The sequence below is a fragment of the Plantibacter auratus genome (genome assembly GCF_050587365.1).
GTDB lineage: Bacteria > Actinomycetota > Actinomycetes > Actinomycetales > Microbacteriaceae > Plantibacter > Plantibacter auratus.
The window spans coordinates 133,893-154,771 of the sequence record NZ_JBOBFV010000004.1; the positions used below are offsets into that span (position 1 = coordinate 133,893).

Annotated in this window: 22 protein-coding genes; 10 read left to right on the forward strand and 12 right to left on the reverse strand. The window is 69.4% G+C overall.

All coding sequences use genetic code 11. The features are described from left to right. Positions 1-4: 4 nt before the first annotated feature. Together ACQ3HE_RS15770 and ACQ3HE_RS15775 are read right to left on the reverse strand one after the other, a co-directional pair. The gene (locus ACQ3HE_RS15770; RefSeq protein WP_056013555.1) at positions 5-457 is read right to left on the reverse strand and encodes an Lrp/AsnC family transcriptional regulator; all 453 of its coding nucleotides are present in this window, start codon (positions 455-457) and stop codon (positions 5-7) included. Between the two features lie 191 nt (positions 458-648). Continuing rightward, positions 649-2,106 carry an aldehyde dehydrogenase family protein gene (locus tag ACQ3HE_RS15775; RefSeq protein ID WP_430893407.1) on the reverse strand — a complete coding sequence of 486 codons (1,458 nt, stop codon included), beginning with the start codon at positions 2,104-2,106 and terminating at the stop codon, positions 649-651. Positions 2,107-2,349: 243 nt separating this feature from the next. Between ACQ3HE_RS15775 and ACQ3HE_RS15780 the strand changes: the two genes are divergently transcribed. The 5 genes from ACQ3HE_RS15780 (at position 2,350) to ACQ3HE_RS15800 (ending at position 7,782) form a co-directional block, all read left to right on the forward strand. Beyond that, a complete protein-coding gene (locus tag ACQ3HE_RS15780) occupies positions 2,350-3,825 on the forward strand; it encodes an APC family permease (RefSeq protein WP_137244075.1) in 1,476 nt (491 codons plus the stop codon). A 48-nt stretch (positions 3,826-3,873) separates the two neighbouring features. Beyond that, complete coding sequence (locus ACQ3HE_RS15785) at positions 3,874-5,307, forward strand: NAD(P)/FAD-dependent oxidoreductase (protein WP_430893408.1); 1,434 nt, start codon at positions 3,874-3,876, stop codon at positions 5,305-5,307. Positions 5,308-5,470: 163 nt separating this feature from the next. Continuing rightward, positions 5,471-6,850 (forward strand): NAD-dependent succinate-semialdehyde dehydrogenase, encoded by a 1,380-nt coding sequence (locus ACQ3HE_RS15790; RefSeq protein WP_274500246.1) that lies wholly within the window; start codon positions 5,471-5,473, stop codon positions 6,848-6,850. Positions 6,851-7,134: 284 nt separating this feature from the next. After that, on the forward strand, positions 7,135-7,314 hold the full coding sequence (locus tag ACQ3HE_RS15795) for a type II toxin-antitoxin system HicA family toxin (protein ID WP_430893409.1): 180 nt from the start codon (positions 7,135-7,137) through the stop codon (positions 7,312-7,314). Between the two features lie 48 nt (positions 7,315-7,362). Next, complete coding sequence (locus ACQ3HE_RS15800; protein WP_079706527.1) at positions 7,363-7,782, forward strand: helix-turn-helix domain-containing protein; 420 nt, start codon at positions 7,363-7,365, stop codon at positions 7,780-7,782. 413 nt (positions 7,783-8,195) lie between these two features. Here the strand turns inward: ACQ3HE_RS15800 and ACQ3HE_RS15805 are convergent, their stop codons facing one another. Beyond that, on the reverse strand, positions 8,196-9,758 hold the full coding sequence (locus tag ACQ3HE_RS15805; protein WP_430893410.1) for a PucR family transcriptional regulator: 1,563 nt from the start codon (positions 9,756-9,758) through the stop codon (positions 8,196-8,198). Positions 9,759-9,784: 26 nt separating this feature from the next. On the opposite strand from ACQ3HE_RS15805, the gene ACQ3HE_RS15810 reads away from it, so the two are divergent. The 3 genes from ACQ3HE_RS15810 (at position 9,785) to ACQ3HE_RS15820 (ending at position 13,264) form a co-directional block, all read left to right on the forward strand. Beyond that, positions 9,785-11,143, forward strand: coding sequence for an aspartate aminotransferase family protein (locus ACQ3HE_RS15810; protein ID WP_430893411.1), 1,359 nt, complete (start codon positions 9,785-9,787; stop codon positions 11,141-11,143). A gap of 109 nt (positions 11,144-11,252) precedes the next feature. Further along, on the forward strand, positions 11,253-12,788 hold the full coding sequence (locus ACQ3HE_RS15815; RefSeq protein ID WP_430893412.1) for a CoA-acylating methylmalonate-semialdehyde dehydrogenase: 1,536 nt from the start codon (positions 11,253-11,255) through the stop codon (positions 12,786-12,788). Between the two features lie 185 nt (positions 12,789-12,973). Beyond that, positions 12,974-13,264: a DUF1905 domain-containing protein gene (locus ACQ3HE_RS15820; protein WP_430893413.1), complete on the forward strand. Its 291-nt coding sequence runs from the start codon at positions 12,974-12,976 to the stop codon at positions 13,262-13,264. A gap of 71 nt (positions 13,265-13,335) precedes the next feature. Here the strand turns inward: ACQ3HE_RS15820 and ACQ3HE_RS15825 are convergent, their stop codons facing one another. The 9 genes from ACQ3HE_RS15825 to fdhA form a co-directional block, all read right to left on the reverse strand. Beyond that, the gene (locus tag ACQ3HE_RS15825) at positions 13,336-13,749 is read right to left on the reverse strand and encodes a hypothetical protein (RefSeq protein WP_430893414.1); all 414 of its coding nucleotides are present in this window, start codon (positions 13,747-13,749) and stop codon (positions 13,336-13,338) included. A gap of 1 nt (position 13,750) precedes the next feature. After that, complete coding sequence (locus ACQ3HE_RS15830; protein ID WP_430893415.1) at positions 13,751-15,094, reverse strand: Asp23/Gls24 family envelope stress response protein; 1,344 nt, start codon at positions 15,092-15,094, stop codon at positions 13,751-13,753. Positions 15,095-15,178: 84 nt separating this feature from the next. Then, entirely contained in the window at positions 15,179-15,781 is a 603-nt protein-coding gene (locus ACQ3HE_RS15835; protein ID WP_430893416.1) for a hypothetical protein, read from the reverse strand. Beyond that, positions 15,781-16,356 carry a hypothetical protein gene (locus ACQ3HE_RS15840; RefSeq protein ID WP_430893417.1) on the reverse strand — a complete coding sequence of 192 codons (576 nt, stop codon included), beginning with the start codon at positions 16,354-16,356 and terminating at the stop codon, positions 15,781-15,783. Before ACQ3HE_RS15840 ends, ACQ3HE_RS15835 begins: the two co-directional genes overlap by 1 nt. Then, entirely contained in the window at positions 16,353-16,706 is a 354-nt protein-coding gene (locus ACQ3HE_RS15845) for a hypothetical protein (RefSeq protein WP_064296820.1), read from the reverse strand. The genes ACQ3HE_RS15840 and ACQ3HE_RS15845 overlap by 4 nt, the downstream gene beginning before the upstream one ends. Further along, the gene (locus tag ACQ3HE_RS15850; RefSeq protein WP_430893418.1) at positions 16,703-16,891 is read right to left on the reverse strand and encodes a DUF2273 domain-containing protein; all 189 of its coding nucleotides are present in this window, start codon (positions 16,889-16,891) and stop codon (positions 16,703-16,705) included. Before ACQ3HE_RS15850 ends, ACQ3HE_RS15845 begins: the two co-directional genes overlap by 4 nt. Beyond that, the gene (locus ACQ3HE_RS15855) at positions 16,888-17,307 is read right to left on the reverse strand and encodes an Asp23/Gls24 family envelope stress response protein (RefSeq protein WP_085513765.1); all 420 of its coding nucleotides are present in this window, start codon (positions 17,305-17,307) and stop codon (positions 16,888-16,890) included. Before ACQ3HE_RS15855 ends, ACQ3HE_RS15850 begins: the two co-directional genes overlap by 4 nt. Positions 17,308-17,475: 168 nt before the next feature. After that, entirely contained in the window at positions 17,476-18,510 is a 1,035-nt protein-coding gene (locus tag ACQ3HE_RS15860; protein ID WP_430893419.1) for a helix-turn-helix transcriptional regulator, read from the reverse strand. 322 nt (positions 18,511-18,832) lie between these two features. Continuing rightward, positions 18,833-20,053 carry a formaldehyde dehydrogenase, glutathione-independent gene (gene fdhA / locus ACQ3HE_RS15865; RefSeq protein ID WP_079706515.1) on the reverse strand — a complete coding sequence of 407 codons (1,221 nt, stop codon included), beginning with the start codon at positions 20,051-20,053 and terminating at the stop codon, positions 18,833-18,835. A gap of 297 nt (positions 20,054-20,350) precedes the next feature. On the opposite strand from fdhA, the gene ACQ3HE_RS15870 reads away from it, so the two are divergent. Together ACQ3HE_RS15870 and ACQ3HE_RS15875 are read left to right on the forward strand one after the other, a co-directional pair. Next, on the forward strand, positions 20,351-20,599 hold the full coding sequence (locus tag ACQ3HE_RS15870) for a type II toxin-antitoxin system Phd/YefM family antitoxin (RefSeq protein ID WP_064296825.1): 249 nt from the start codon (positions 20,351-20,353) through the stop codon (positions 20,597-20,599). Further along, positions 20,596-20,856 carry a type II toxin-antitoxin system RelE family toxin gene (locus ACQ3HE_RS15875; RefSeq protein ID WP_430893420.1) on the forward strand — a complete coding sequence of 87 codons (261 nt, stop codon included), beginning with the start codon at positions 20,596-20,598 and terminating at the stop codon, positions 20,854-20,856. Before ACQ3HE_RS15870 ends, ACQ3HE_RS15875 begins: the two co-directional genes overlap by 4 nt. Positions 20,857-20,879: the final 23 nt, after the last annotated feature.

Below are 20,879 nucleotides of genomic sequence, written 5' to 3' on the forward strand. Positions count from 1 at the left end.
CGACCTACCCGACGCCCCAGCCGTAGGCGAGCTTGTGGGCCTCGAGGACGAAGAAGGTCTCGGTCGACCGCACCCCGGGCGTCGGCTGCAGGGTGTCGAGGAGGAACGTCTTGTAGTGGTCCATGTCGCGACACACTGCCTCGACCATCACGTCGAAGCCACCGCTCGTGAGCACCACGTAGCTCGTCTCCGCGTGCTTCGACAGCTCCTGGCACACCCCGCGCGCCATACCCGGCTCGCAGCGGATGCCGATGAGGGCAAGGTGGTCGAAGCCGATCGACAGCGGGTTCGCGATGCCGACGATCTGCAGGATCCCGGTGTCCTCGAGTCGCTGGATCCGGTAGCGGACGGACGACGCCGGCAGCCCGGTTTCGGTGGCGATCTCGGAGAACGCCTTCCGTCCGTCCTGCTGCAGGATCGCGATCAGCCGACGGTCGATGTCGTCAAGGTCGTTCATGTGGCTCCTCCGGCAGCGGGCGGATGGTCATCTGGCAAGCGTAGCGAGGGAAGCCGTGCGGCCCGGGTGCGGTGTCCGCCCCACCCGAGCCACGAGCCCCGGCCGACCGACCGACCCGAACGCGGGCGGTCGGCCGGGGCGACGCCGATCGAGCGGACCGAGGGAGGTCGCTGATCGGCGGATCGGTCCGACTAGCGGACGTGGATCGCGCCGGTGCGGAGGTCGGTCATGTCGTGCAGCGTGTACATGCCGCCGATCCGACCCCAGCCGGTGCCCTTGCCGCCCGCGCCACCGAAGGGCATGTTGATGTCCCACCAGCCGTTGGAGTCATTGACGATGACCTGACCGGTCTCGAGCTCCTCCATGAAGCGGTAGGCCTTCGACAGGCTCTCCGTGAACACCGCGGACTGCAGGCCGAGCGCGTCGGCGTTGGCGATGCGGAGGATGTCATCGTCGTCCTGAGCCGTGAGGATGGGGAGGACCGGACCGAACGACTCCTCGCGCGACAGCAGGCTGTCCTCGGAGACACCGTCGACGATCGTGAAGTCGTAGTAGAGGTCCGTCGGGTGGCCGGTGGCACGACCGCCGCCGAGCAGGATGTCGAAGCCGAGCGAACGGGCCTCGTCGAGGTGGCGGTCCATCTTCGCGGCGACGCCCTCGTTGTTGAGCGGGCCGAGGTTGATCCCCTCGTCGAAGGGGTTGCCGAGTCGCACGGTCGCCTTCGCGTAGGCCAGGGCCGCCTCGACGAAGGCGTCGTGGACGTTGTGGTGCACGATGAGCCGCTCGGTCGCGCAACAGACCTGCCCACCGCTGTAGAACGCGGAGTCGACGGCGGCCTTCGCGGCGCGTTCGATGTTCGCGTCCTCGAGGACGACGATCGGGCCGTTGCCGGAGCACTCCATGAGCGATCGCTTGAGGCCGGCGGTACGGACGATCTTCGCGCCGGTGGCGGACGAACCGATGAAGCCGATCGCGTCGATGCCGTCGTGGGAGACGAGCTCGGAACCGAACGCGCCGTCGCCGGGGAGGACGCTGACGAGCCCGGCCGGGACGCCCGCCTCGACGAGGCAGTCCATCGCCGCGAGGACCGCGAGGGGCGTGTTGCTCGGCGGCTTGACGATGCAGGCGTTACCGGTCGCGAGGCCCGGGGCGACGAACTCGCTGAACATGAGGAGCGGGAAGTTCCAGGGCGTGATGATGCCCCAGACGCCGACCGGCGCGCGCCAGGTGAACATGCGCTTGTCGATGTCGCTCGACGGCAGCGTCTCGCCGTAGAGGCGGAGGGCGTCCTCGGCGTGGAGGTGGAAGAGCTGCGCGGCCTCGGCGATGTCGGCGATCGACTCGGCGAGCGGCTTGCCCTGCTCCAGCGTCTGCAGGCGGGCGAGCTCTTCCACGCGGGCGTTGATCGCGTCGCCGACCCGGTGACAGATCTCCGCGCGCTTGAACACGCCGAGCTTCCGCCACTCCCGCTGCGCCTCGTGCGCACGTCGCACCGCCTCGTCGAGTTCGGCGGTGCCGGCCACGGGGATCGACGCGATGACGTCCCCGGTGACGGGGCTGATCACCTCCGAGCGCTCCGAGCTGGATCCGTCGGTGAACTCGCCGGCGATGAAGAGCTGGGTGCGAGTGGGTGTCGGCAACGTGGTCATTCCGGACCTCCTGGTGTCGTGGCTGGGCCGACGACGCCGAACAGCGTCGTGCGGATGTCGTCGGGAGAATGTGGGATCAGCCTAGGACCTTGCGATTCCTCGAACAAGCAGTATTGTTTCGTCAAAGTTACGATTACAACAACGAGACCGACGCAATCTTGTCGTCACAACAATTCTTCGGCACATTGAGTGCACCAGCAGCGAGACAGCGACGTCCCGTCCCCCACGAATCGAGAAGAGCCCATGTCGACCGAACACGTCACCAGCACCGACGAGACCACGCACCTGCCGAAACGGATGCGCTGGTTCGACGGCTTCGCCATGGCGATGACCATGCCAGCCGCGCTCATCGCCACCCTCGGCGCCTCCATCACCGGCCTCGGCGGCTGGGGGGCCGCCGTCCTGTGGGCGATCTCCATGATCCTCGCCATGGGCGTCAACTGGATCTACACCGAGCTCGCCACCATGTTCCCGAACTCCTCCGGCGGCATCGCGCACTACGCGGCCGAAGCGTGGAAGTCGCGTGCACCCTGGGTCGCGCCGATCACGGGCGTCGGCTACTGGCTCCCCTGGGGTACCAACCTGGCCACCTACGGCGCGGTCACCGGTGCGCTCATCCAGGCGCAGTGGTTCCCGAACGAGGACTGGGTGATCCAGCTCGGTCCGATCTCCATCACCTTCCCGATCCTCATCGGACTCGGCGTCATCGGCGTGATGTACCTCATCAACGTCATCGGCGTCCGCGTCACGATGGCGTTCGTCTACATCACGGCCGGCATCCTGCTCATCCCGCTGTTCGTGTTCATCGTCTTCCCGCTCTTCAGCGCCGACTGGGCACCGCTCGACCTCACCTGGAAGCTCGAGGGCATCGAGGGCCTGCACACCGCGATCGTCTGGCTGTACATCATGGCGTGGACCACCTTCGGCATCGAGGTCTGCGCGACCTTCGCCCCGGAGTACCGCGACTCGGTGAAGGACACGACCAAGGCGATCAAGGCCTCCGTCCTCTTCTGCCTCGGCGTCTTCTTCGTCATCCCGCTGACCCTCGGCGGCTACGCGGGTGAAGCGGCGATCGCCGACAACCCGGCGACCTTCTTCGTCGCGAGCTTCGCCTCGCTCGTCGGTGGCGCTGCGGACGTCATGGTGCTCTGCCTCATCGCCTCGCTGCTGCTCATCATGACCACCTCGGTGGCCGACGCCTCACGCGTGCTGTTCAACATGGGCAAGGAGCGCGTCACCGTCCCGTCGCTCGGCGTGCTCAACCGTCGCGGTGTGCCGTTCCGCTCGCTCAACGTGATGCTCGTGATGAACGTCGTGATCCTGGTGGTGCTGCAGAACCCGCTCGCGATCATCGTGACCGGCAACCTCGGCTACATCCTCACGCACTTCTTCGCCGTCTCCGGCTTCTTCCTGCTGCGCAAGGACCGCCCCGACGCCGTCCGCCCGATCCGCCTGCCGCGCTTCTTCGTGCCGCTGTCGGTCGTGCTGTCGGTGCTCCTCGCGATCATCCTCATCGTCGGTGCCACCGGGTTCTCCACCACGGGCTACGGCGGGTTCCTGGAGCTCGGCATCGCGCTCGGACTGCTCGCACTGGGCGTCGTGATCTGGCTGTTCGTGCAGCGGAGCACCAAGCGCGACGCGGGCCTCGGGAGCGGCGGGGCATCCGCCGGAACCCCACGTGCCGAGACCGAACGCACCGACGCCGCCCGCACCGACTGACCGCGCACCACGCGACCGCACCGAACCACGCACCACAGGGGACCCACCATGAGAACCACCTACGAACTGGCCGAAGAGCTCGCCGACACCACACGCCTGCGGGAGCAGCTGGCCTCGGCCGAACCGGAGCCGTACTGGCTCGACGACCCGGCACGGCCCGCTCCGCTCCCCCGCCTCGAGGCGGACGTCGAGACGGACCTGGCGATCGTCGGTGGTGGGTACTCGGGCCTGTGGACCGCCCTGCTCGCGAAGGAGCGCGACCCGGACCGCCGGGTCGTGCTCCTCGAGGGCCGGCGCATCGCGTGGGCCGCGTCCGGTCGCAACGGCGGGTTCTGCGAGCCGAGCCTCACCCACGGATCGTCGAACGGCAAGAGCCGCCTGCCGCACGAGTTCGACCGCCTGGAGGAGCTGGGGCGCGAGAACCTGCGCGAGATCGGCGAGACCATCGCCCGGTACGACATGGACTGCGACTGGGAGGAGACGGGGCTGCTGCAAGCGGCGACGGCCCCACACCACGTCGACTGGTTGCGGGAGAGTGCCGAGGAGCACGGCGCCCGGTTCCTCGACCGCGAGGCGATGCAGGCGGAGGTCCACTCGCCGATCTTCCAGGCCGGCCTGTTCGAGCCGACCGGTGCGGCGCTCGTCAACCCGGCCAAGCTGGCGTGGGAGCTGCGACGCGTCTGCCTCGACCTGGGTGTGGAGATCCACGAGTACACGCACGTCCGCTCGATCCGGTCGGACGCGACGTCGGTCACCCTCACGACGACGCACGGCTCGGTCGTCGCGAAGCACGTCGCCCTCGGCACCAACGTCTTCAAGGCCCTCATCCCGAGTGCCCGGAAGTACACGGTGCCGGTCTACGACTACGCGCTCATGACGAACCCGCTCTCCGCCGAACAGCTCGAAAGCCTGGGATGGAAGGGCCGTCAGGGCATCTCCGACCTCGACAACCGCTTCCACTACTCGCGGCTCACGACCGACGCGAACGGGTCGACCCGCATCCTCTACGGCGGCTATGACGCGGTGTACAACTACGGCGGGCGGGTCGAGCCGCGGTTCGACCAGCGCGAGGAGTCCTTCCTCAAGCTCGCCGCCCACTTCGCCCACACCTACCCGCAGCTCGCCGACCTCGGCTTCTCCCACAAGTGGGGCGGCGCGATCGACACCTGCGGGCGGTTCTTCTCCTTCTTCCAGACCGCGCACGGCGGCAAGGTCGCGCACGCGGCCGGGTTCACCGGCCTCGGCGTCGGCGCGACGCGATACGGCGCGAACGTCATGCTCGACCTCCTGAGCGGAACACCGACCGAGCGCACGACGATGGACTTCGTCCAGAAGAAGCCGACGCCGTTCCCGCCCGACCCGCTCGCGTTCATCGGCGCGCGCATCTCGCTGTCGGAGATGGCCCGGGCCGACCGCAACGAGGGCAAACGCGGGCTCTGGCTCCGCACGATGGACGCCGTCGGGCTGGGCTTCGACTCCTGAGCCCGGTTTCGACGCAGGAGCCGCAGTCCAACCCATGACAGGCGGAGCCTGGTTCGATACGGTGCAGGTGGTGGTCCCGCTCACGTCGAACCCGCACAGCTCGCGTCGGCCCGCAACGGACACCGCACCGCACCAGCAGCACCTCAGACAAAGGAGCACACCAGTGAGCGACTACGCCGTCGTCAACCCCGCGACCGGAGAGACTCTCCGCGACTACCCGACGATCACGGACGAGGAGCTGCAGCAGGCGATCACCGCCGCGTCCGCCGCCCACGAGGAGTGGTCGCGTCGCGCTCCCGTCGCCGACCGCGCTGCGCTCATCGCCCGCGTCGCCGCCCTCCACACGGAGCGCCGTGAGCAGCTGGCCGAGATCGCCGTCCGCGAGATGGGCAAGACGTACGAGCAGGCGCTCGGCGAGGTCGACTTCGCCGCCGCGATCTACCAGTACTACGCCGACAACGGCGAGGCCTTCTCCGCCGACGAGCCGATCGAGCTGTCCGACGGCACCGGCTCGGCGTTCATCCGTCGCGCGTCGCTCGGTGTGCTGCTCGGCATCATGCCGTGGAACTTCCCGTACTACCAGGTGGCGCGGTTCGTCGGCCCGAACGTCGTCAACGGCAACACGATCCTCCTCAAGCACGCCCCGCAGTGCCCCGAGTCGGCGCTGGCGATCGCGCAGATCTTCGACGACGCCGAAGCCGAGCTGGGCGCCCACGATTCCGTGTACGTGAACATCTTCGCCACGAACGACCAGATCGCGACGGTCATCGCCGACCCGCGCGTGCAGGGCGTCTCGGTCACCGGTTCGGAGCGCGCCGGTTCCGCCGTCGCCGAGCTGGCCGGCAAGCACCTCAAGAAGGTCGTGCTCGAGCTCGGTGGGTCCGACCCGTTCATCCTGCTGTCGACCGACGACCTCGACGCCGCCGTCCAGGACGCCGTCAACGCCCGCATCGACAACAACGGGCAGTCCTGCAACGCCGCCAAGCGGTTCATCATCATCGACGAACTGTTCGACGACTTCGCCGCGAAGTTCACCGAGGTCTTCACGGCGAACGCTCCGGCCGACCCGATGGCGGAGAGCACGCAGCTCGGCCCGCTGTCGTCGGCCGCAGCGACCGAGCGACTCGGCGAGCAGCTCGGCCGCGCGAAGGCACAGGGCGCGACGATCCTGGCATCGGGCGAGCCGTCGGGGAACTTCTTCCCGCCGGCCGTGCTCACCGACGTGACGCCCGAGATGGACGCGTTCCACGAGGAGTTCTTCGGACCCGTCGCGTCGCTGTACCGGGTCGCGTCCGAGGAGGAGGCCGTGCGCCTCGCGAACGACACCCCGTTCGGCCTCGGCTCCTACGTCTACACGACCGACCAGGAACAGGCGCTGCGGGTCGCGGACGGGATCGACGCCGGCATGGTGTGGATCAACCTCGTCCTCGGCGACGCGGCGGAGCTGCCCTTCGGCGGCGTGAAGCGCTCCGGCACCGGCCGCGAGATGGGCAAGCCCGCGATGGACGAGTTCGTCAACAAGAAGCTCATCCGCATCGCCTAGTTGCCGCTCACTGAGCTTGTCGAAGTGCCTCGTACGCACCTCGACAAGCTCAGTGGCCGAACGTCCCCCACAGGGCGTGCATCACTCCCCTTGTCCACAGGGCGTGCGCACCCGATCAGGTGCGATGACGTCGCGAGCTAGCTTTTCGAGGAGGGCGAGGCTCGTCAGTCCGGGGCACTGTCGAGTTGCGTCGGTGGCATCAAATCTCTAGGCCCCTCTTCATCTTGAAATCAATGGGGGGCTTGAGTAAGGTTTTGCCGAGGCCACAGAAGTACCTTGATGTGGTGAAGTTCCTCAGCTCGAAAGGCTGGGTGCTGCTCCGGCAGCAGAAGGGTTCTCACGAGAAATGGGGGAATCCGGAGAACGGGCGCGAGTATCTGACGATTCCACATCACGAGGTGTCGGCCGGAATCGTGAAGCAGCTCATCGAGATGTTCCCGGATGCGCCGAGCGGGTGGAAGTAGCGCACCGCACCGCTCGACCGCCCCGACAGACAATCAGGAGGCCCGTGAATGACCGCAGCAACCGTGACCCAGACGCTCGACGTCGTGACCTACCTCGACGGCAAATGGTGGACGTTCGAGATCCCCGCGCTCACCACCGACTCGCCCCGAGGCACGGGAAACCGGATCGTCGCCATGGGCTCAGCGAAGCGGTTCAAGGACATCGCGGCAGCGGCCCGCGACGTCGCGGCACTGTGGCTCGATCTCGATGACTACGACGGGGACGTCGTTGTGACGGTCCGGGATGAGGCGGTCGGCCTCTGGGGCGAATCCAACACCCTTGAAGAGCAGGCACGCCAGCAGGTGCGCGAGGCAGCGCGGAAGCGCCGCGAGGCCGTCCTGAGCCTCATCGCCAAGGGAGCCAGCCAGAGCGACGCCGCGGCCGTCTTCGGGGTGTCGGTGCAACGTGTGAGCCAGCTCGTGCATTGACGCTCGTCGATCGGCGGTCCCCTCCGAGACCCTCCCCGGCCGCTGAGCCCCATCCGGTCACTGAGCCTGTCGAAGTGCAGTCCCGCCATTAGGTCACCGCCCTTCGACAAGCTCAGGGACCGGGATGGTGCGGCTCAGGGACCGGGATGGTGCGGCTCAGGGACCGGGATGGTGCGGCTCAGGGACCGGGACGGCAGGGTGCGGCTTGGGGACCGGAACCCCGCTGGGCTTCCTCGGCAAGCGGCGGACACCCCGAGCCGCACACCTTCTCCGCTCCCTGAGCCTGTTGAAGGGCCCACGGTGGCACCTCGACCTGTCGAAGTGCAGTCCCGCCCCGATGACCACCGCCCTTCGACAAGCTCAGGGACCGGAGGGGCGACTCTGGGAACGAGGGTGCACGACGCGCGAATCCTTCAGCCGTCGGCGAGCTGGAGGGCGCTCCACAGCTCGGCGCGGTCGCCGAAGCGCGAGAGGTCGAGGTCGAGCAGCGACTCCAGCGTGGTGATGCGCGCGCGGAGGGTCTGCCGGTGGATCCCGAGTCGGCCAGCCGCCTGATCGGTCACGCAGTTCGCCTCCAACCACGCCCGAGCCGTCTCCACGTGGACCGCCCGAGCCTCGGCTCCGAGCCCGCCCAACGGCTCCAGCAGCCGATTCGCCAGCACCGATCCGCCCGACGCACTCAGCAATCCGAGCAACCCCTGCTCGGCGAGTGCCTCGTACCGCACGAGCCGCGGCGTCTCCCCGGCCGAAGCGCGCGCCCGCTCGGCCTCGGACAGCCCGTCCCGCAACCTCTCCCAGCTCGTCCTCGCCGACACCCCGCCCGACAGCCCGTGGCGGCGGACGACGGCGTCCCAGAGTCCGGTGTCCGCGTCGCTCGACACGATGACGATCCGCTCGTCCTGCTCGGCGAAGAACAGCTTGCCGCCGTGCGCCGCGGCCTGCACGTCGAGTTCCGAGAGGAAGCCCAGCTCACCCTCGGGGATGTCGACCACGGCGACGCGGATCGGGTCGGGCGGCAGCGGCCCCCAGAGCCGCTGGGCGGTGCGCTCGGCGACGGCGCGGTCCCCGGAGAGCAGCAGTTCAAGGAGCCCCGACCGCAGCTGCCGGCGTGCGAGGTCGAGGGCGCTGTGCTGCTCGAGGGCGATGCTCGCGAGGCCGATGACGCTGGAGACGAGGTCGTGCTCCGCGTGGTCGAGCGGCACGCTGGACCCGACGGCGAGGATGCCCCGCAGCTCGCCCCGGCGACCGAGCGTCAGCAGCGTCGCACCCTCGGCTCCGTCCGCGAGGTGCAGGCCGGCCCGCGACCCGCGGCGCAGCACCTCGGCGACGGCCGTCTCCACACCCTCCGGCACCGGCTCGCGCGTCCTCGTCGTGACCCGGTTGCCGAGCGCGTCGTACAGCGCGACCCAGCAGCCGAGCTGCTGCCCCAGCTCCGCGAGGATCGCCGTCAGGCCGTCGGGTCGGAGCGCCGCCCTCGCGACCGCACGCTGGGCGGCGAGCGACCATTCGAGCGACGCCACGCGCGCGGCTGCGACCGCGTCGGCGACGAACCGGATGATGCCGATGAACGGGGTCCGCTCGCCCACCTCGAGCAGGGTGAACCCGTGACGCTCGCATGCCTCGACGAGACGCTGCGGGATGTCGGCGTGGATGATCCCGGTGGCGAACCCGAGCGCGAGCACGCCCCGGGCGGAGAGGCGGCGGACGTACTCGTCGGCGCGGCGGTCGGCGAGCTCGTCGCTCATCTCGCCGGTGAACTGCATGCCGTCGGTGAGGAGCAGCTGGCCCGGTTCCAGCCAGGGCGTCGGGTCGCCGAGGTCCGAGCTGTGCACCCAGGCGATGTCGCGATCGAGGACGTCGGCGTCACCCGCGACGACGAGGCCGAGCTTGAAGACCGGCTCGGCCATGAGCGTGCGCAGGGACACGTTCGAGGACGCACGGCCGATCTCGCCAGCGATCACTGAAGTGGTGGACATGTGCCGAAGCTATCACCGATCCCGCCATGTACATCAGCCGCGTCGATTGCCAGGCTGCAGGAGTGATCAATGACTTCCTCTCCGGCCTCGACAACGCCGGCGTCCGCGACGCCGACACCCAGCGCGTCCTGCACTCCTGGTCCGCCCAGAGCACGCTCAAGCCGCTCCCCATCGCGGGCGGCCTCGGCAGCACCGTGTGGGACCACGACGGACGCCACTACCTCGACTTCTCCAGCCAGCTCGTCAACGTGAACCTCGGGTACCAGCACCCGAAGGTGGTCGCGGCGATCCAGGAGCAGGCGGCGCAGCTCACCACGATCGCGCCCGCCGCGGCGAATGCGACCCGTGCCGAGGCGGCTCGTCTCATCCTCGACCGCGCCCCCGAGGGCTTCGAGAAGGTCTTCTTCACCAACGGCGGCGCCGACGCGAACGAGAACGCGATCCGCATGGCGCGCATCGCCACCGGCCGCGACAAGGTCATCTCGACCTACCGCTCGTACCACGGCAACACGGGCGCGGCCATCGTCGCGACGGGCGACTGGCGCCGCATCCCCAACGAGTACGCCCGCGGCCACGTGCACGTGTTCGGCCCGTACCTCTACCGCACCGAGTTCTGGGCGACGACGCCGGAGGAGGAGTCGGAGCGCGCCCTCCGCCACCTCGAGCGCACCGTCCAGGCGGAAGGCCCCGGCTCGATCGCCGCGATCCTTCTCGAGACCGTGCCAGGCACCGCCGGCATCCTGACCCCGCCGCCCGGCTACCTCGCGGGTGTCCGCGCGATCGCCGACCGCTACGGCATCATGCTCATCCTCGACGAGGTCATGGCCGGCTTCGCCCGCACCGGCGAGTGGTTCGCGTTCGACGCGTTCGACGTGCGCCCCGACCTCATCACCTTCGCGAAGGGCGTCAACTCCGGTTACGTGCCGCTCGGTGGCGTCATCGTCTCCGAGCACATCGCCCGCGTCTTCGACGAGCAGGTGTTCCCCGGTGGGCTCACGTACTCCGGCCACCCGCTCGCCGCCGCGAGTGTCGTCGCGACGCTCACCGCGATGGCCGAGGAGGGCGTCGTCGAACACGCGAAGGCGATCGGCGCCGACCACATCGGGCCCGCGCTCCGCTCCCTCGCCGAGCGTCACGAGCTCATCGGCGAGGTCCGTGGCAGCGGCGTCTTCTGGGCGGTCGAGCTCGTCGAGGACCGCGACACCCGCGCACCGCTCGATGCGGCGGCGATGGGTCGGTTCAAGTCGTCCCTGCTCGAGGCCGGCCTCCTGCCGTTCATCAGCGAGAACCGCATCCACGTCGTCCCGCCTGCCGTCGTGACCGCCGACGAGGTCGCCTCGGGTATCGCGATCATCGACGCCGCTCTCGGAGAGCTGCGCGCATGAGCGGCGACCCGGACTCGTTCTGGGACTCGGTGTCGGGACTCCCGGCACCCGTCCCGGCACGACCAGCACCCAGCACCCCTGCACCCCACGACGCCCAGGAGCCTTCCGCATGACCACCACCGCCACGAGCACCACCCCCACCACCGACGCCGGTTCGCTGCCGGTCGTCCCGCACTGGATCGACGGAGCCGAGGCCCCGTCCACCTCGGGTCGCACCGCCCCGGTCTACGACCCGGCACTCGGTGTCGCGACGAAGCACGTCGCGCTCGCGAACCAGTCGGAGATCGACCGCGCCGTCGCATCCGCCGCCGCCGCCTTCCCGGCCTGGCGCGACCTGCCGCTGGCGAAACGTCAGCAGATCGTGTTCAAGTTCCGCGAGCTGCTCGAGGCGAAGAAGGGCGAGCTGGCGGAGATCATCACGGCGGAGCACGGCAAGGTCGTCTCCGACGCGCTCGGTGAGATCACCCGTGGGCAGGAGGTCGTGGAGTTCGCGACCGGTCTCGCGCACCACCTCAAGGGTGAGTTCTCCGAGCAGGTCTCGACCGGTGTGGACGTGTACTCCACGAAGCAGCCGCTCGGTGTCGTGGGGATCATCTCGCCGTTCAACTTCCCCGCGATGGTGCCGATGTGGTTCTTCCCGATCGCGATCGCGGCCGGGAACACGGTCGTGCTGAAGCCGAGCGAGAAGGACCCGTCCGCGGCAATCTGGCTCGCGAAGCTGTGGAAGGAAGCCGGCCTCCCCGACGGGGTGTTCACGGTGCTGAACGGTGACAAGGAGGCCGTCGACGGGCTCCTCACCCACCCCGACGTCCGCGCGATCTCCTTCGTGGGTTCCACTCCGATCGCGAAGTACGTCTACGAGACCGGCACCGCACACGGCAAGCGCGTCCAGGCGCTCGGCGGGGCGAAGAACCACATGCTCGTGCTGCCCGACGCCGATCTCGACCTCGTCGCCGACTCCGCGATCAACGCCGGTTTCGGTTCCGCCGGGGAGCGGTGCATGGCGATCAGCGTGGTCGTCGCTGTGGAGCCCGTCGCGGACGAGCTCATCGCCAAGATCGCCGAACGTGCGGCGACCCTGCGGATCGGTGACGGCCGCCGGAACTGCGACATGGGCCCGCTGGTGACGAAGGTGCACCGCGACAAGGTCGCGTCCTACCTCGACATCGCCGAACAGGACGGCGCCACGATCGTCGTCGACGGCCGCAACACGCCCATCGACGGCGACCCGAACGGGTTCTGGCTCGGCCCGACCCTCATCGACAACGTCCCGACGACGTCGAAGGTGTACACGGAGGAGATCTTCGGACCCGTCCTCGCCGTCGTCCGCGTCGCCTCCTATGAGGAGGGTGTCGCGCTCATCAACGGTGGTGCGTTCGGGAACGGGACCGCGATCTTCACCAACGACGGCGGCGCCGCCCGACGGTTCCAGAACGAGATCCAGGTCGGCATGATCGGCATCAACGTGCCCATCCCCGTGCCGGTCGCGACGTTCTCCTTCGGCGGGTGGAAGGACTCCCTCTTCGGCGACACCAAAGCCCACGGCGCAGAGGGCGTCCGGTTCTTCACCCAGCAGAAGGCCATCACCTCCCGCTGGCTCGACCCCTCCCACGGCGGCATCAACCTCGGCTTCCCCCAGAACTGAGGTTCCCGGCCCCTCGGCGGCGCTCCCCGCGAGCCTGCCGAGGGGCCGAGTGCTTCCGGGGCCCTTCGACAAGCGGTCCCTGAGCCTGTCGAAGGGCCGGACCAGGGATGGTCCCGTCCTTGCCACGGGTCGGACTCAGCCGCGACAATGGCCCCGCCGACCACGACCGATGAGGGGCGCCACCGATGGCCATCGAACCGACCGAGCTCGATCACCGCTTCACCGTGCCGATCGGCGTCGACGTGAAGGGCGACGTCTGGTCCTGCGTCGAGATGCCCGGCTCGGCCGAGTTCTTCGGCACCGGCAAGTCCGTCCGTGTCGACGCGACCGTCGACGGTGTCGAGCTCCCGAACGTCGGCCTCATGCCGACCGGCTCCGGTGGTCACATGCTGTCCATCAGCGCGAAGCTCCGGAAGCGTCTCGGCAAGGACATCGGCGACACCGTCGACGTCCACCTCACCCGCCGCCTGAGCTGAGCACAGGAGATCCGCGCTACAGCAGGAGATCCTGAGGGAGAACCTCCTGCTGCCGCGCGGATCTCCTGCGCTCAGCCGCCCGTGACCCGGCGGATGAGGTCCTGGATGAACGGGACGACGTCCGACGCCTGGTCGACGCCCGCGAAGGCGACCGCCAGCAGCGGCCACAGCGACACGAGGAGCGCCGAGATCACCGCGGCGACGGCGAGCACCCAGGAGAGTGCACCGTTGCGACTGCGGACGCATCCGAGCAGGAACAGCAGCGCGAGGACGTACCCGATGAGGAGCGCGACCACGATGCCACCGACGGGGACCCTGAGCGCACCGACCGTCGCGCCGTCGGCCGCACCGATGAGCCCGAGGATCGGGATGAGCACGCCGATGACGATGAGGACGAGCAGGACGACACCCGTGATCGCGGCGGCCCACACGGCACGCGGACGCGGACGGACGCCGTACGACGTGGTCCGGCTGAAGAGCGGCATGTCACTGCTCCTTCGTCGGCACAGCGGCTTGGACGGCCGTGGCCTCGGCGGGAGCGTCCGCCACCTCGTCGACGTCAGCGACCTTCGGGGCAGGCTGGTCGTGCGTGTCATCGTCGGCGGGCTCGAGCGCGCTCGGGGCTCCGTCGACGGTCTCTGCGGCGCCGCCGTTCTGGTCGGCATCCGAAGCCAGGTCGGCAGTCGGGTCTGCGTCAGCCGCCCCGGCGGGCTCAGCGTCGGCGAGGTTCGGGTCGGCGCCGTGCGTCACCTCCTCGGCGACGGTCGCGAGCGAGTCGGCCGCGGTGGCCAGCTGGCGGGCGGCCTCGGCGAGTTCCTCCGAAACGTCGTCGGAGGAATCCGACACCACCTCATCGATCGGTTCACCGGCGACGTCGCCGTCGGCCGTGAGCTCGTCGTCGGCACCCGCGACCACGACCGGCTGCTCGTTCTCCAGCGACCGGCCGTCGTCGCCCTCGGACCGGCCGGTCCGCTGCTCCACCGCGTCACCGGCGGCGTCGGCCAGGTCGGCCGCTCCGGCTCGCGCCGAGTCCACCGCGTCCGATGCAGCAGCCTTCGCCGTGCCGAGGGCATCCCCGGCGGCCTCCGCTGCATCGCCGATCGCGGCACCCGCCGCAGACGTCGCATTGCCGATGGCGGCCTTCGCGTCGTCGATCGCCTCGCCCGGATCGGGCTCGATCGGGTCGAACGGCCCGTGGATGTCGGTGACCGTGATGTCGATGTCGACCGGTCCGGGGTGGCGGGCTTCCAGCGCCGCCGCGACGTCGGCCCGGACGGTGTCCGCGACCTCGTCGATGCTGGCCGGGTACTCGGCAACCAGTGAGACCTCGACGTTCAGCACGTCGTCGTCGGCCAGGACGTTGACGCCGGGGACGGCGGTTCGGCCGAGCAGGCGGGTGCGGGCGCTGTCGATGGCGCGGGCCGTCGGGGAGCCGAGGGCGTGCACGCCGGGGACCGTCTCGGCCGTCGTGGCGATGACCTGGGCGAGCTCGTCGGCCTCCTGCTCACGCCGGCGGCCGGAGTCGAGCTCGACCACCGGTGCGTCTGCCGCTTCCGACGAAGCCACCGGCTCCGACACCGTCACGGTCGGCGTCTCGGCGGAGATCGAGTCGGCCACGGCCGGTTCAGCGGCCTCCGGACCAGCGACAGCCCCGTTCGCCGGCGCGACCACAGGAGCGGGCGCGGTCCCCGCGTGCTCGCCGTCGTGCGACTCGATGCGGCGGACCTCGTCATCGGGATGCGCGGGCACGAGCACCGTCGGGTGCTCAGCCCGGACCTCGGCCGGGGTGGGGATGTGGTGCTGGTCCGGGTGCTTCGTGTCGTCGCTCATGCGATCCTCCTCGCACCGCGTCGGCGGTGCATCGGTCCTACTGCTGTCGGTTCGGGTGCCGCAACGGCACCGCGGGGTGTCGGGTCAGACGACCCGGTTGGTGCTGGCGAGCCGCGTGCGCAGTCCGCTGACGATCTGGATGACCACCGGGGTGGACGTCCCGAGGACGCCGTCCCACTCGTGGATGGCCGCCTCGATGTCGCGCCGCAGTTGGACGGGCGAGGCGCCGCGACGAGCGTGCGCGGTGAGGCGCAGCGTGGACTGCTTGCGGATCCGGAAGCCGGTGACGTCGACGGCGACCACGTCGGGGTTGCGCCCGATCGCCTCCTCGAGGACCTGCTCGGCGACCTTCACGTCGAGCAGGACGCGACCACCGGTCGGGGTGTCCTTCGTCCGCTGCTCGTCGACCTGCAGCAGCGTTCCGGTGTGCCCGCGGCCCTGCCGGAACACGAACCAGAGGATGACCAGGATGAGCAGCAGGGCGACGACCGCCGCGACCCACAGGATCCACGGCTGGGCGTCGATGGTGTCGTTCGTCGGTCCGACGGCCCGCTCGGCGTTCTCGCTGATCGTGCGCTGCACATCAGGCAGGAGCGCGCCCACGGACAGGGCCGCGCCGGCCGCGAGGACGACGAGTCCCACGACGAAGATGAAGAACCGGTTGAGGAATCGATTCGTGGAGTTCATCAGGCCACCGTTCCCTTGCTGCTCACGCGGACCCTGGCGCGGAGCGCCGGTCGGTAGTCGTAGGACGCGACCTCCGCGTCCACGGCCTGCTGGATCTCGCGCTGGTCGACGCGTCGGCCGCTCGTCGGCGTGACGTCGACGCGGGCGCTCCTGGCGCCGACGCTGACGCTCACCTGCGAGGGATCGATATCGCCGGCGTACGAGGCGACGCGGGCGAGCGACTGCGCGATCACGCGGTCGTCCACGACGGCCGCGGTGCGGTCGGCGATCGACCCGCGACGCCCTTGGCGGGCGGGGGCCAGCGACAGGACGATCAGCACGAGGCCGATGATCGCCGCGACCGCGCCGATGGCGACGAGCAGCGGGGCCGGTGCGGTCGCCGCGGTCAGCACCGCGGTGACGATGTCCTTCGGTGCGACGAGGAGCGCCGGCTGCCCGATCGCGGCCAGGACCGATTCGGTGCCGAGCCAGGCGAGCACGAGCGCGAGGATGATCGCGATCGTGATTGCAAGCGTCGACCGCGGCGAGTGGGTCTCGCGACGCACCGCGCGGCGGTACAGGGCTGGGGTGCTCACAACACCCTCCTTCGTTCTTCGAGCTTCGCGCCCGTGATGTGGAGGTCGACGCGTCCGATCGTCGACCCGGTCAGGTCCAGGCACCGCTCACGGATGCTGGTCTGCGCGCGCGCCAGGCGTTCGAGGACGGTTCCCGAGGTCCGGGATCCGGCGCCGAGCGGCGACACGTGGATGGGCGTGCTCGCGGTGACCGTGAGGGCCCCCTGGGCGTCGGAGAGCTCGACCGAGACCTCCGACGCCCGCACACCGAGTTCCTCCGCGGTGACGGCAGACACGACGCGACGCACGGCGCGGGAGCTGATCGTGTTGCGACCATGCACGGCCTGTTCGGCCGTCACCGCCGCGGTCACGACGACCGCCGCCCGCGGAGCGCGTCGGCGACACCGCGCAGGTCGAGCTTGCCCTCGAACACGCGTCCGATGCCGAATCCGATCAGCATGAACAGCGCGACGAGGATCATGCTCCAGAACCCGAATGCGACGGCAGCCAGTGCCAGGACGGCACCGACGAGGATGCCGCGATCGGTCGTGGTCACTGGACGCGGCTCTCGTCAGCGTCGTTGTCGTCGTCCGACGGGATGTGGACGTCGGAGACGGTGACGTTGACCTCGGTGACGTCCATACCCACGACGTTCGAGATCGCGTCGGTGACGCTGCGACGGACGTCGTCCGCGACGCGCTGGAGGTCGACGGGGTACTCGGCGACGATCACGATGTCAGCGGCGACCTGCTTCTCGCCGACCTCGACCGAGACGCCCTGACCGCGGTCCTGGGCGTTGATGGCGTTGCGGATGGCGCCGATGGCGCGAGCTGCTCCGCCGCCGAGGTCGTGCACGCCGGGGACCTCGCGGGCTGCGATGCCGGCGACCTTCTGGACGACGCCGTCGGCGATGACGTTCTTGCCCGTGGAGGCGGTGGCTGCGTGGTTGGCGGTGTCGGTGGTGTTCGACATGGTGTTGCTCCTTCGGTGGCTGGTACTGCGGTTTCGCGGTCCGGGTGTCCGGTCGCGGTGCCCGTGTTCCGGGCGACATCTATGAGACTGCGCGTCACGCCCGATCATCACGGTCGATCTCGTTTTCGTCGCGAAGCACTCAGTTTCTGGATATTCGCGACTCGTCGATCAGGCGCGGAGGGTCTGGCTCGGGCCCTCGCCGAAGCGGTTCCGGTAGGCGGAGGCGAAGCGGCCGAGGTGGACGAATCCCCACCGCTTCGCGACCTCGCCGACCGTGGTCTCCTGCGGCGAGCTGTCGGCGAGCTCGCGCCGGGTGCGGTCGAGGCGGATGTCGCGCAGGTAGGCGGTGGGCGACATGCCGAGCTCGCGACGGCAGTGGAGCTGCAGCGTCCTCGTGTGCAGCCCGGCCGCCTTCGCCGCGTCGGCGGGCGTGATGGGCTCCGCCGCGTGGTGGTGCAGGTATTCGACCGCGAGGCGGGTGCGCGCCATCGAGGGCTCGCGGAGCGGCTCCGGCAGGTCGACCACCGCCCACGGTGCGAGCTGCAGCAGCGCGAGGGCGAGCGGTCGCTGGGCGTTCATGCGGAGCAGCGGAGGGGCCGTCTCGTCGGTGAGCACCGGGGTGGAGGCGTTCAGCGCCACGCGCCAGCGCTCGATCGCCTCGGGTGTCGGCGTCGCCTCGAGGTCGAAGGACACCGCTTGACTCGGGCCGGCGTGGATCTCGGTCGCGATGTCCTCGAGGTACGGTGCGGAGAACAGCACGGAGTTCTGCCGATGCGGGGCGAGGTGCACCGTGTACGGCCGGTGGAACGGGAGGACGAACGGGTGTCGCGGGATCTCCATCCGTTGGCCGTCGCGACGCACGATCCAGCCGCCGCCGGTCGTGACCCACGAGACCACGTAGTCGGTGAGGCCCGGGGTCTCGCCGGTGACGTGCCCGGTCATCGTCGCGGTGCGGAGCGAGACGCGGTCGTCGCCGATCGACACCCACTGGAACGAGAACGGCTCGGAACCGCGGGTGACGGTGAAGCGGCTGCCGTCGTAGGCGCGCTCGTAGTTCTGCCGGGCGACCGCCGGGTCGTCGCCGCTGACCGTGACCTTGCGGATCGGAACCGTCGACACCGAGCTACTCGTGCTGCCGAGCAGCGGGCCGGTGTCGGAGTCACTCTCCGGATCTGATTCGGATGCGAGGAAGGAGTGTTGCATGGTCGTCCTTGTGCGAGTGGGGGTCTCTTCGTCGCGGGACGGGCCCCATGGCCCCGTCGGTTTCCCGCGTCATTGAAGAGACGGACCGTAAGGAGGGAATCTCACGGTTCACTCAGCAGTTCGTCAGACAACGCCGTACCGGATGCCTCGCAGCACGCGTTTCGGTGAAAACTCAGTAGTCGGGACCTCCCGGTGAGGAGATGAATCCGTCCCCGGCGCCCGGTCCCTGAGCCTGTCGACGGGCAGCCGAAAGCGCCCGTTCCGTCGTCCTGAAGCTCTCCAGACGACGCAACGGGCGCTCTCGGTGATGTCGCAGTGCCGCCTACGCTGCGTCCAGATACCCGTTCGGGTTGAGGACGAACTTCTGCGCAGCCCCCGCATCGAACTCGGCGTACCCGCGCGGGGCGTCCTCGAGGGTGATCGCGGTGGCATTGACGTTCTTCGCGATGTGGACCTTGTCGTGCAGGATCGCCATCATCAGGCCGTGGTTGTACTTCATGACCGGGCACTGACCGGTGGTGAACGACAGCGACTTCGCCCAGCCGGTACCGAGGCTCAGCGACAGCGCGCCCTTCTTCGCGGCCTCGTCTATACCGCCCGGGTCACCCGTCACATAGAGCCCGGGGATGCCGAGCGCTCCGCCGGCCGCGGTGATGTCCATGAGCGAGTTGAGTACGGTCGCCGGGGCTTCGTGACCCGCGTCGCCGCCGTGACCACGAGCCTCGAACCCGACGGCGTCGACCGCGCAGTCGACCTCCGGGACACCGAGGATCTGTTCGATCTGCTCCGCCGGCTCGCCCTTGGTGAGGTCGACCGTCTCGCAGCCGAAGCTCCGCGCCTGGGCCAACCGGTCGGCGTTCATGTCGCCGACGATGACCGCAGCGGCGCCGAGGAGCATGGCCCCGGTCGCTGCGGCGAGTCCGACCGGTCCCGCACCTGCCACGTAGACGGTCGAGCCGACGCCGACGCCCGCCGTCACCGCACCGTGGAAGCCGGTCGGGAAGATGTCGGAGAGCATCGTGAGGTCCATGATCTTCTCGAGCGCCTGGTCGCGGTCCGGGAACTTCAGGAGGTTCCAGTCGGCGTAGGGCACGAGCACGTACTCGGCCTGACCGCCGACCCAGCCACCCATGTCGACGTAGCCGTAGGCACTGCCCGGGCGGTCGGGGTTCACGTTGAGGCAGATGCCGGTCTTGCGCTCCTTGCAGTTGCGACAGCGGCCGCAGGCGATGTTGAAGGGCACCGAGACGATGTCGCCGACCTTGATGAACTCGACGTCCGGTCCGACCTCGACGACTTCACCGGTGATCTCGTGTCCGAGGACGAGGTTCGGCGGTGCCGTGGTGCGGCCGCGGACCATGTGCTGGTCGGAGCCGCAGATGTTGGTCGCGACGGTCTTCAGGATGGCACCGTGGGGGACTTTCCGGCCGACGTTGGCCGGGTTCACCCCCGGTCCGTCCTTGAGTTCGAAGGTGGGGTAGTCGATGTCGATGACCTCGACGACACCCGCTGCTTTGTAGGCGACAGCTCTGTTACCTGACACGTGATCCTCCTTGATCGCGGGCGCCCGTTGTGGGGCACCCGGTGTCTGCTAGACCCTATCCCGCCCCTGCCGCGAGCGGCAGTCCCCCGGTCCCGCAGAACACCTCCGCCGGTCCCTGAGCGCGCCTCCGCCGGCTCCTGAGCGCACCTCCGCCGGTCCCTGAGCTTGTCGAAGGGCACCCCTGTGGAGAGCGCCGTCGGTCGTCCGCACACCTTGTCTAGGCTGCCTGGAGGCCGTTGTCCGAAGCCGCGGTCACCCCACATGTACAGACGGAGGCTCAAAACGTACACTTGCGATATGTCCCGGATCAACGTCACCGAAGCTCGTGCGAAGTTCTCCGAGCTCATCGCGCGGTCCCACACCGAAGCCGTCTTCGTGGAGCGTCGCGGGCGCGCGGAGGCCGTCATCATCAGTCCCGAACAGTACGACCGGATGATGGAGGCGCTCGAAGACGCCGAGGACGCCCGTGCCTTCGACGCGGCGATGGCCGAGGAGGGCGACAGCATCCCGTGGGCGCAGGCGAAGGCCGACCTCGGCTGGGAATGAGTCGATACGACATCGAGCTGCGGCCGGCCGCGATCAAGGCGCTCCGCAGGATCGACAATCAGGACCAGCGACGCATCCGGGCCGCGATCGCTCTGCTCGGGGAGAACCCACGCCCGCCGAGCGCCACGGCGTTGCAGGGGCGCCCCGGCTTCCGGGTCAGGGTGGGCAACTATCGGATCGTGTACACGATCGATGAGGGTGTGCTCCTCGTGGTCGTCATCACGCTCGGCCATCGGAGCGACGCCTACCGGGGCTGACGTCCGGCGACCTCGTGTCGGCG

Excerpts from the sequence above, each read along its gene's own strand:
- ACQ3HE_RS15770 (WP_056013555.1), bottom strand. The coding sequence starts at position 457 with ATGAACGACCTTGACGACATCGACCGTCGGCTGATCGCGATCCTGCAG.
- ACQ3HE_RS15775 (WP_430893407.1), bottom strand. The coding sequence starts at position 2,106 with ATGACCACGTTGCCGACACCCACTCGCACCCAGCTCTTCATCGCCGGC.
- ACQ3HE_RS15780 (WP_137244075.1), top strand. The coding sequence starts at position 2,350 with ATGTCGACCGAACACGTCACCAGCACCGACGAGACCACGCACCTGCCG.
- ACQ3HE_RS15785 (WP_430893408.1), top strand. The coding sequence starts at position 3,874 with ATGAGAACCACCTACGAACTGGCCGAAGAGCTCGCCGACACCACACGC.
- ACQ3HE_RS15800 (WP_079706527.1), top strand. The coding sequence starts at position 7,363 with ATGACCGCAGCAACCGTGACCCAGACGCTCGACGTCGTGACCTACCTC.
- ACQ3HE_RS15805 (WP_430893410.1), bottom strand. The coding sequence starts at position 9,758 with ATGTCCACCACTTCAGTGATCGCTGGCGAGATCGGCCGTGCGTCCTCG.
- ACQ3HE_RS15810 (WP_430893411.1), top strand. The coding sequence starts at position 9,785 with ATGTACATCAGCCGCGTCGATTGCCAGGCTGCAGGAGTGATCAATGAC.
- ACQ3HE_RS15815 (WP_430893412.1), top strand. The coding sequence starts at position 11,253 with ATGACCACCACCGCCACGAGCACCACCCCCACCACCGACGCCGGTTCG.
- ACQ3HE_RS15820 (WP_430893413.1), top strand. The coding sequence starts at position 12,974 with ATGGCCATCGAACCGACCGAGCTCGATCACCGCTTCACCGTGCCGATC.
- ACQ3HE_RS15825 (WP_430893414.1), bottom strand. The coding sequence starts at position 13,749 with ATGCCGCTCTTCAGCCGGACCACGTCGTACGGCGTCCGTCCGCGTCCG.
- ACQ3HE_RS15830 (WP_430893415.1), bottom strand. The coding sequence starts at position 15,094 with ATGAGCGACGACACGAAGCACCCGGACCAGCACCACATCCCCACCCCG.
- ACQ3HE_RS15835 (WP_430893416.1), bottom strand. The coding sequence starts at position 15,781 with ATGAACTCCACGAATCGATTCCTCAACCGGTTCTTCATCTTCGTCGTG.
- ACQ3HE_RS15855 (WP_085513765.1), bottom strand. The coding sequence starts at position 17,307 with ATGTCGAACACCACCGACACCGCCAACCACGCAGCCACCGCCTCCACG.
- ACQ3HE_RS15860 (WP_430893419.1), bottom strand. The coding sequence starts at position 18,510 with ATGCAACACTCCTTCCTCGCATCCGAATCAGATCCGGAGAGTGACTCC.
- ACQ3HE_RS15870 (WP_064296825.1), top strand. The coding sequence starts at position 20,351 with ATGTCCCGGATCAACGTCACCGAAGCTCGTGCGAAGTTCTCCGAGCTC.
- ACQ3HE_RS15875 (WP_430893420.1), top strand. The coding sequence starts at position 20,596 with ATGAGTCGATACGACATCGAGCTGCGGCCGGCCGCGATCAAGGCGCTC.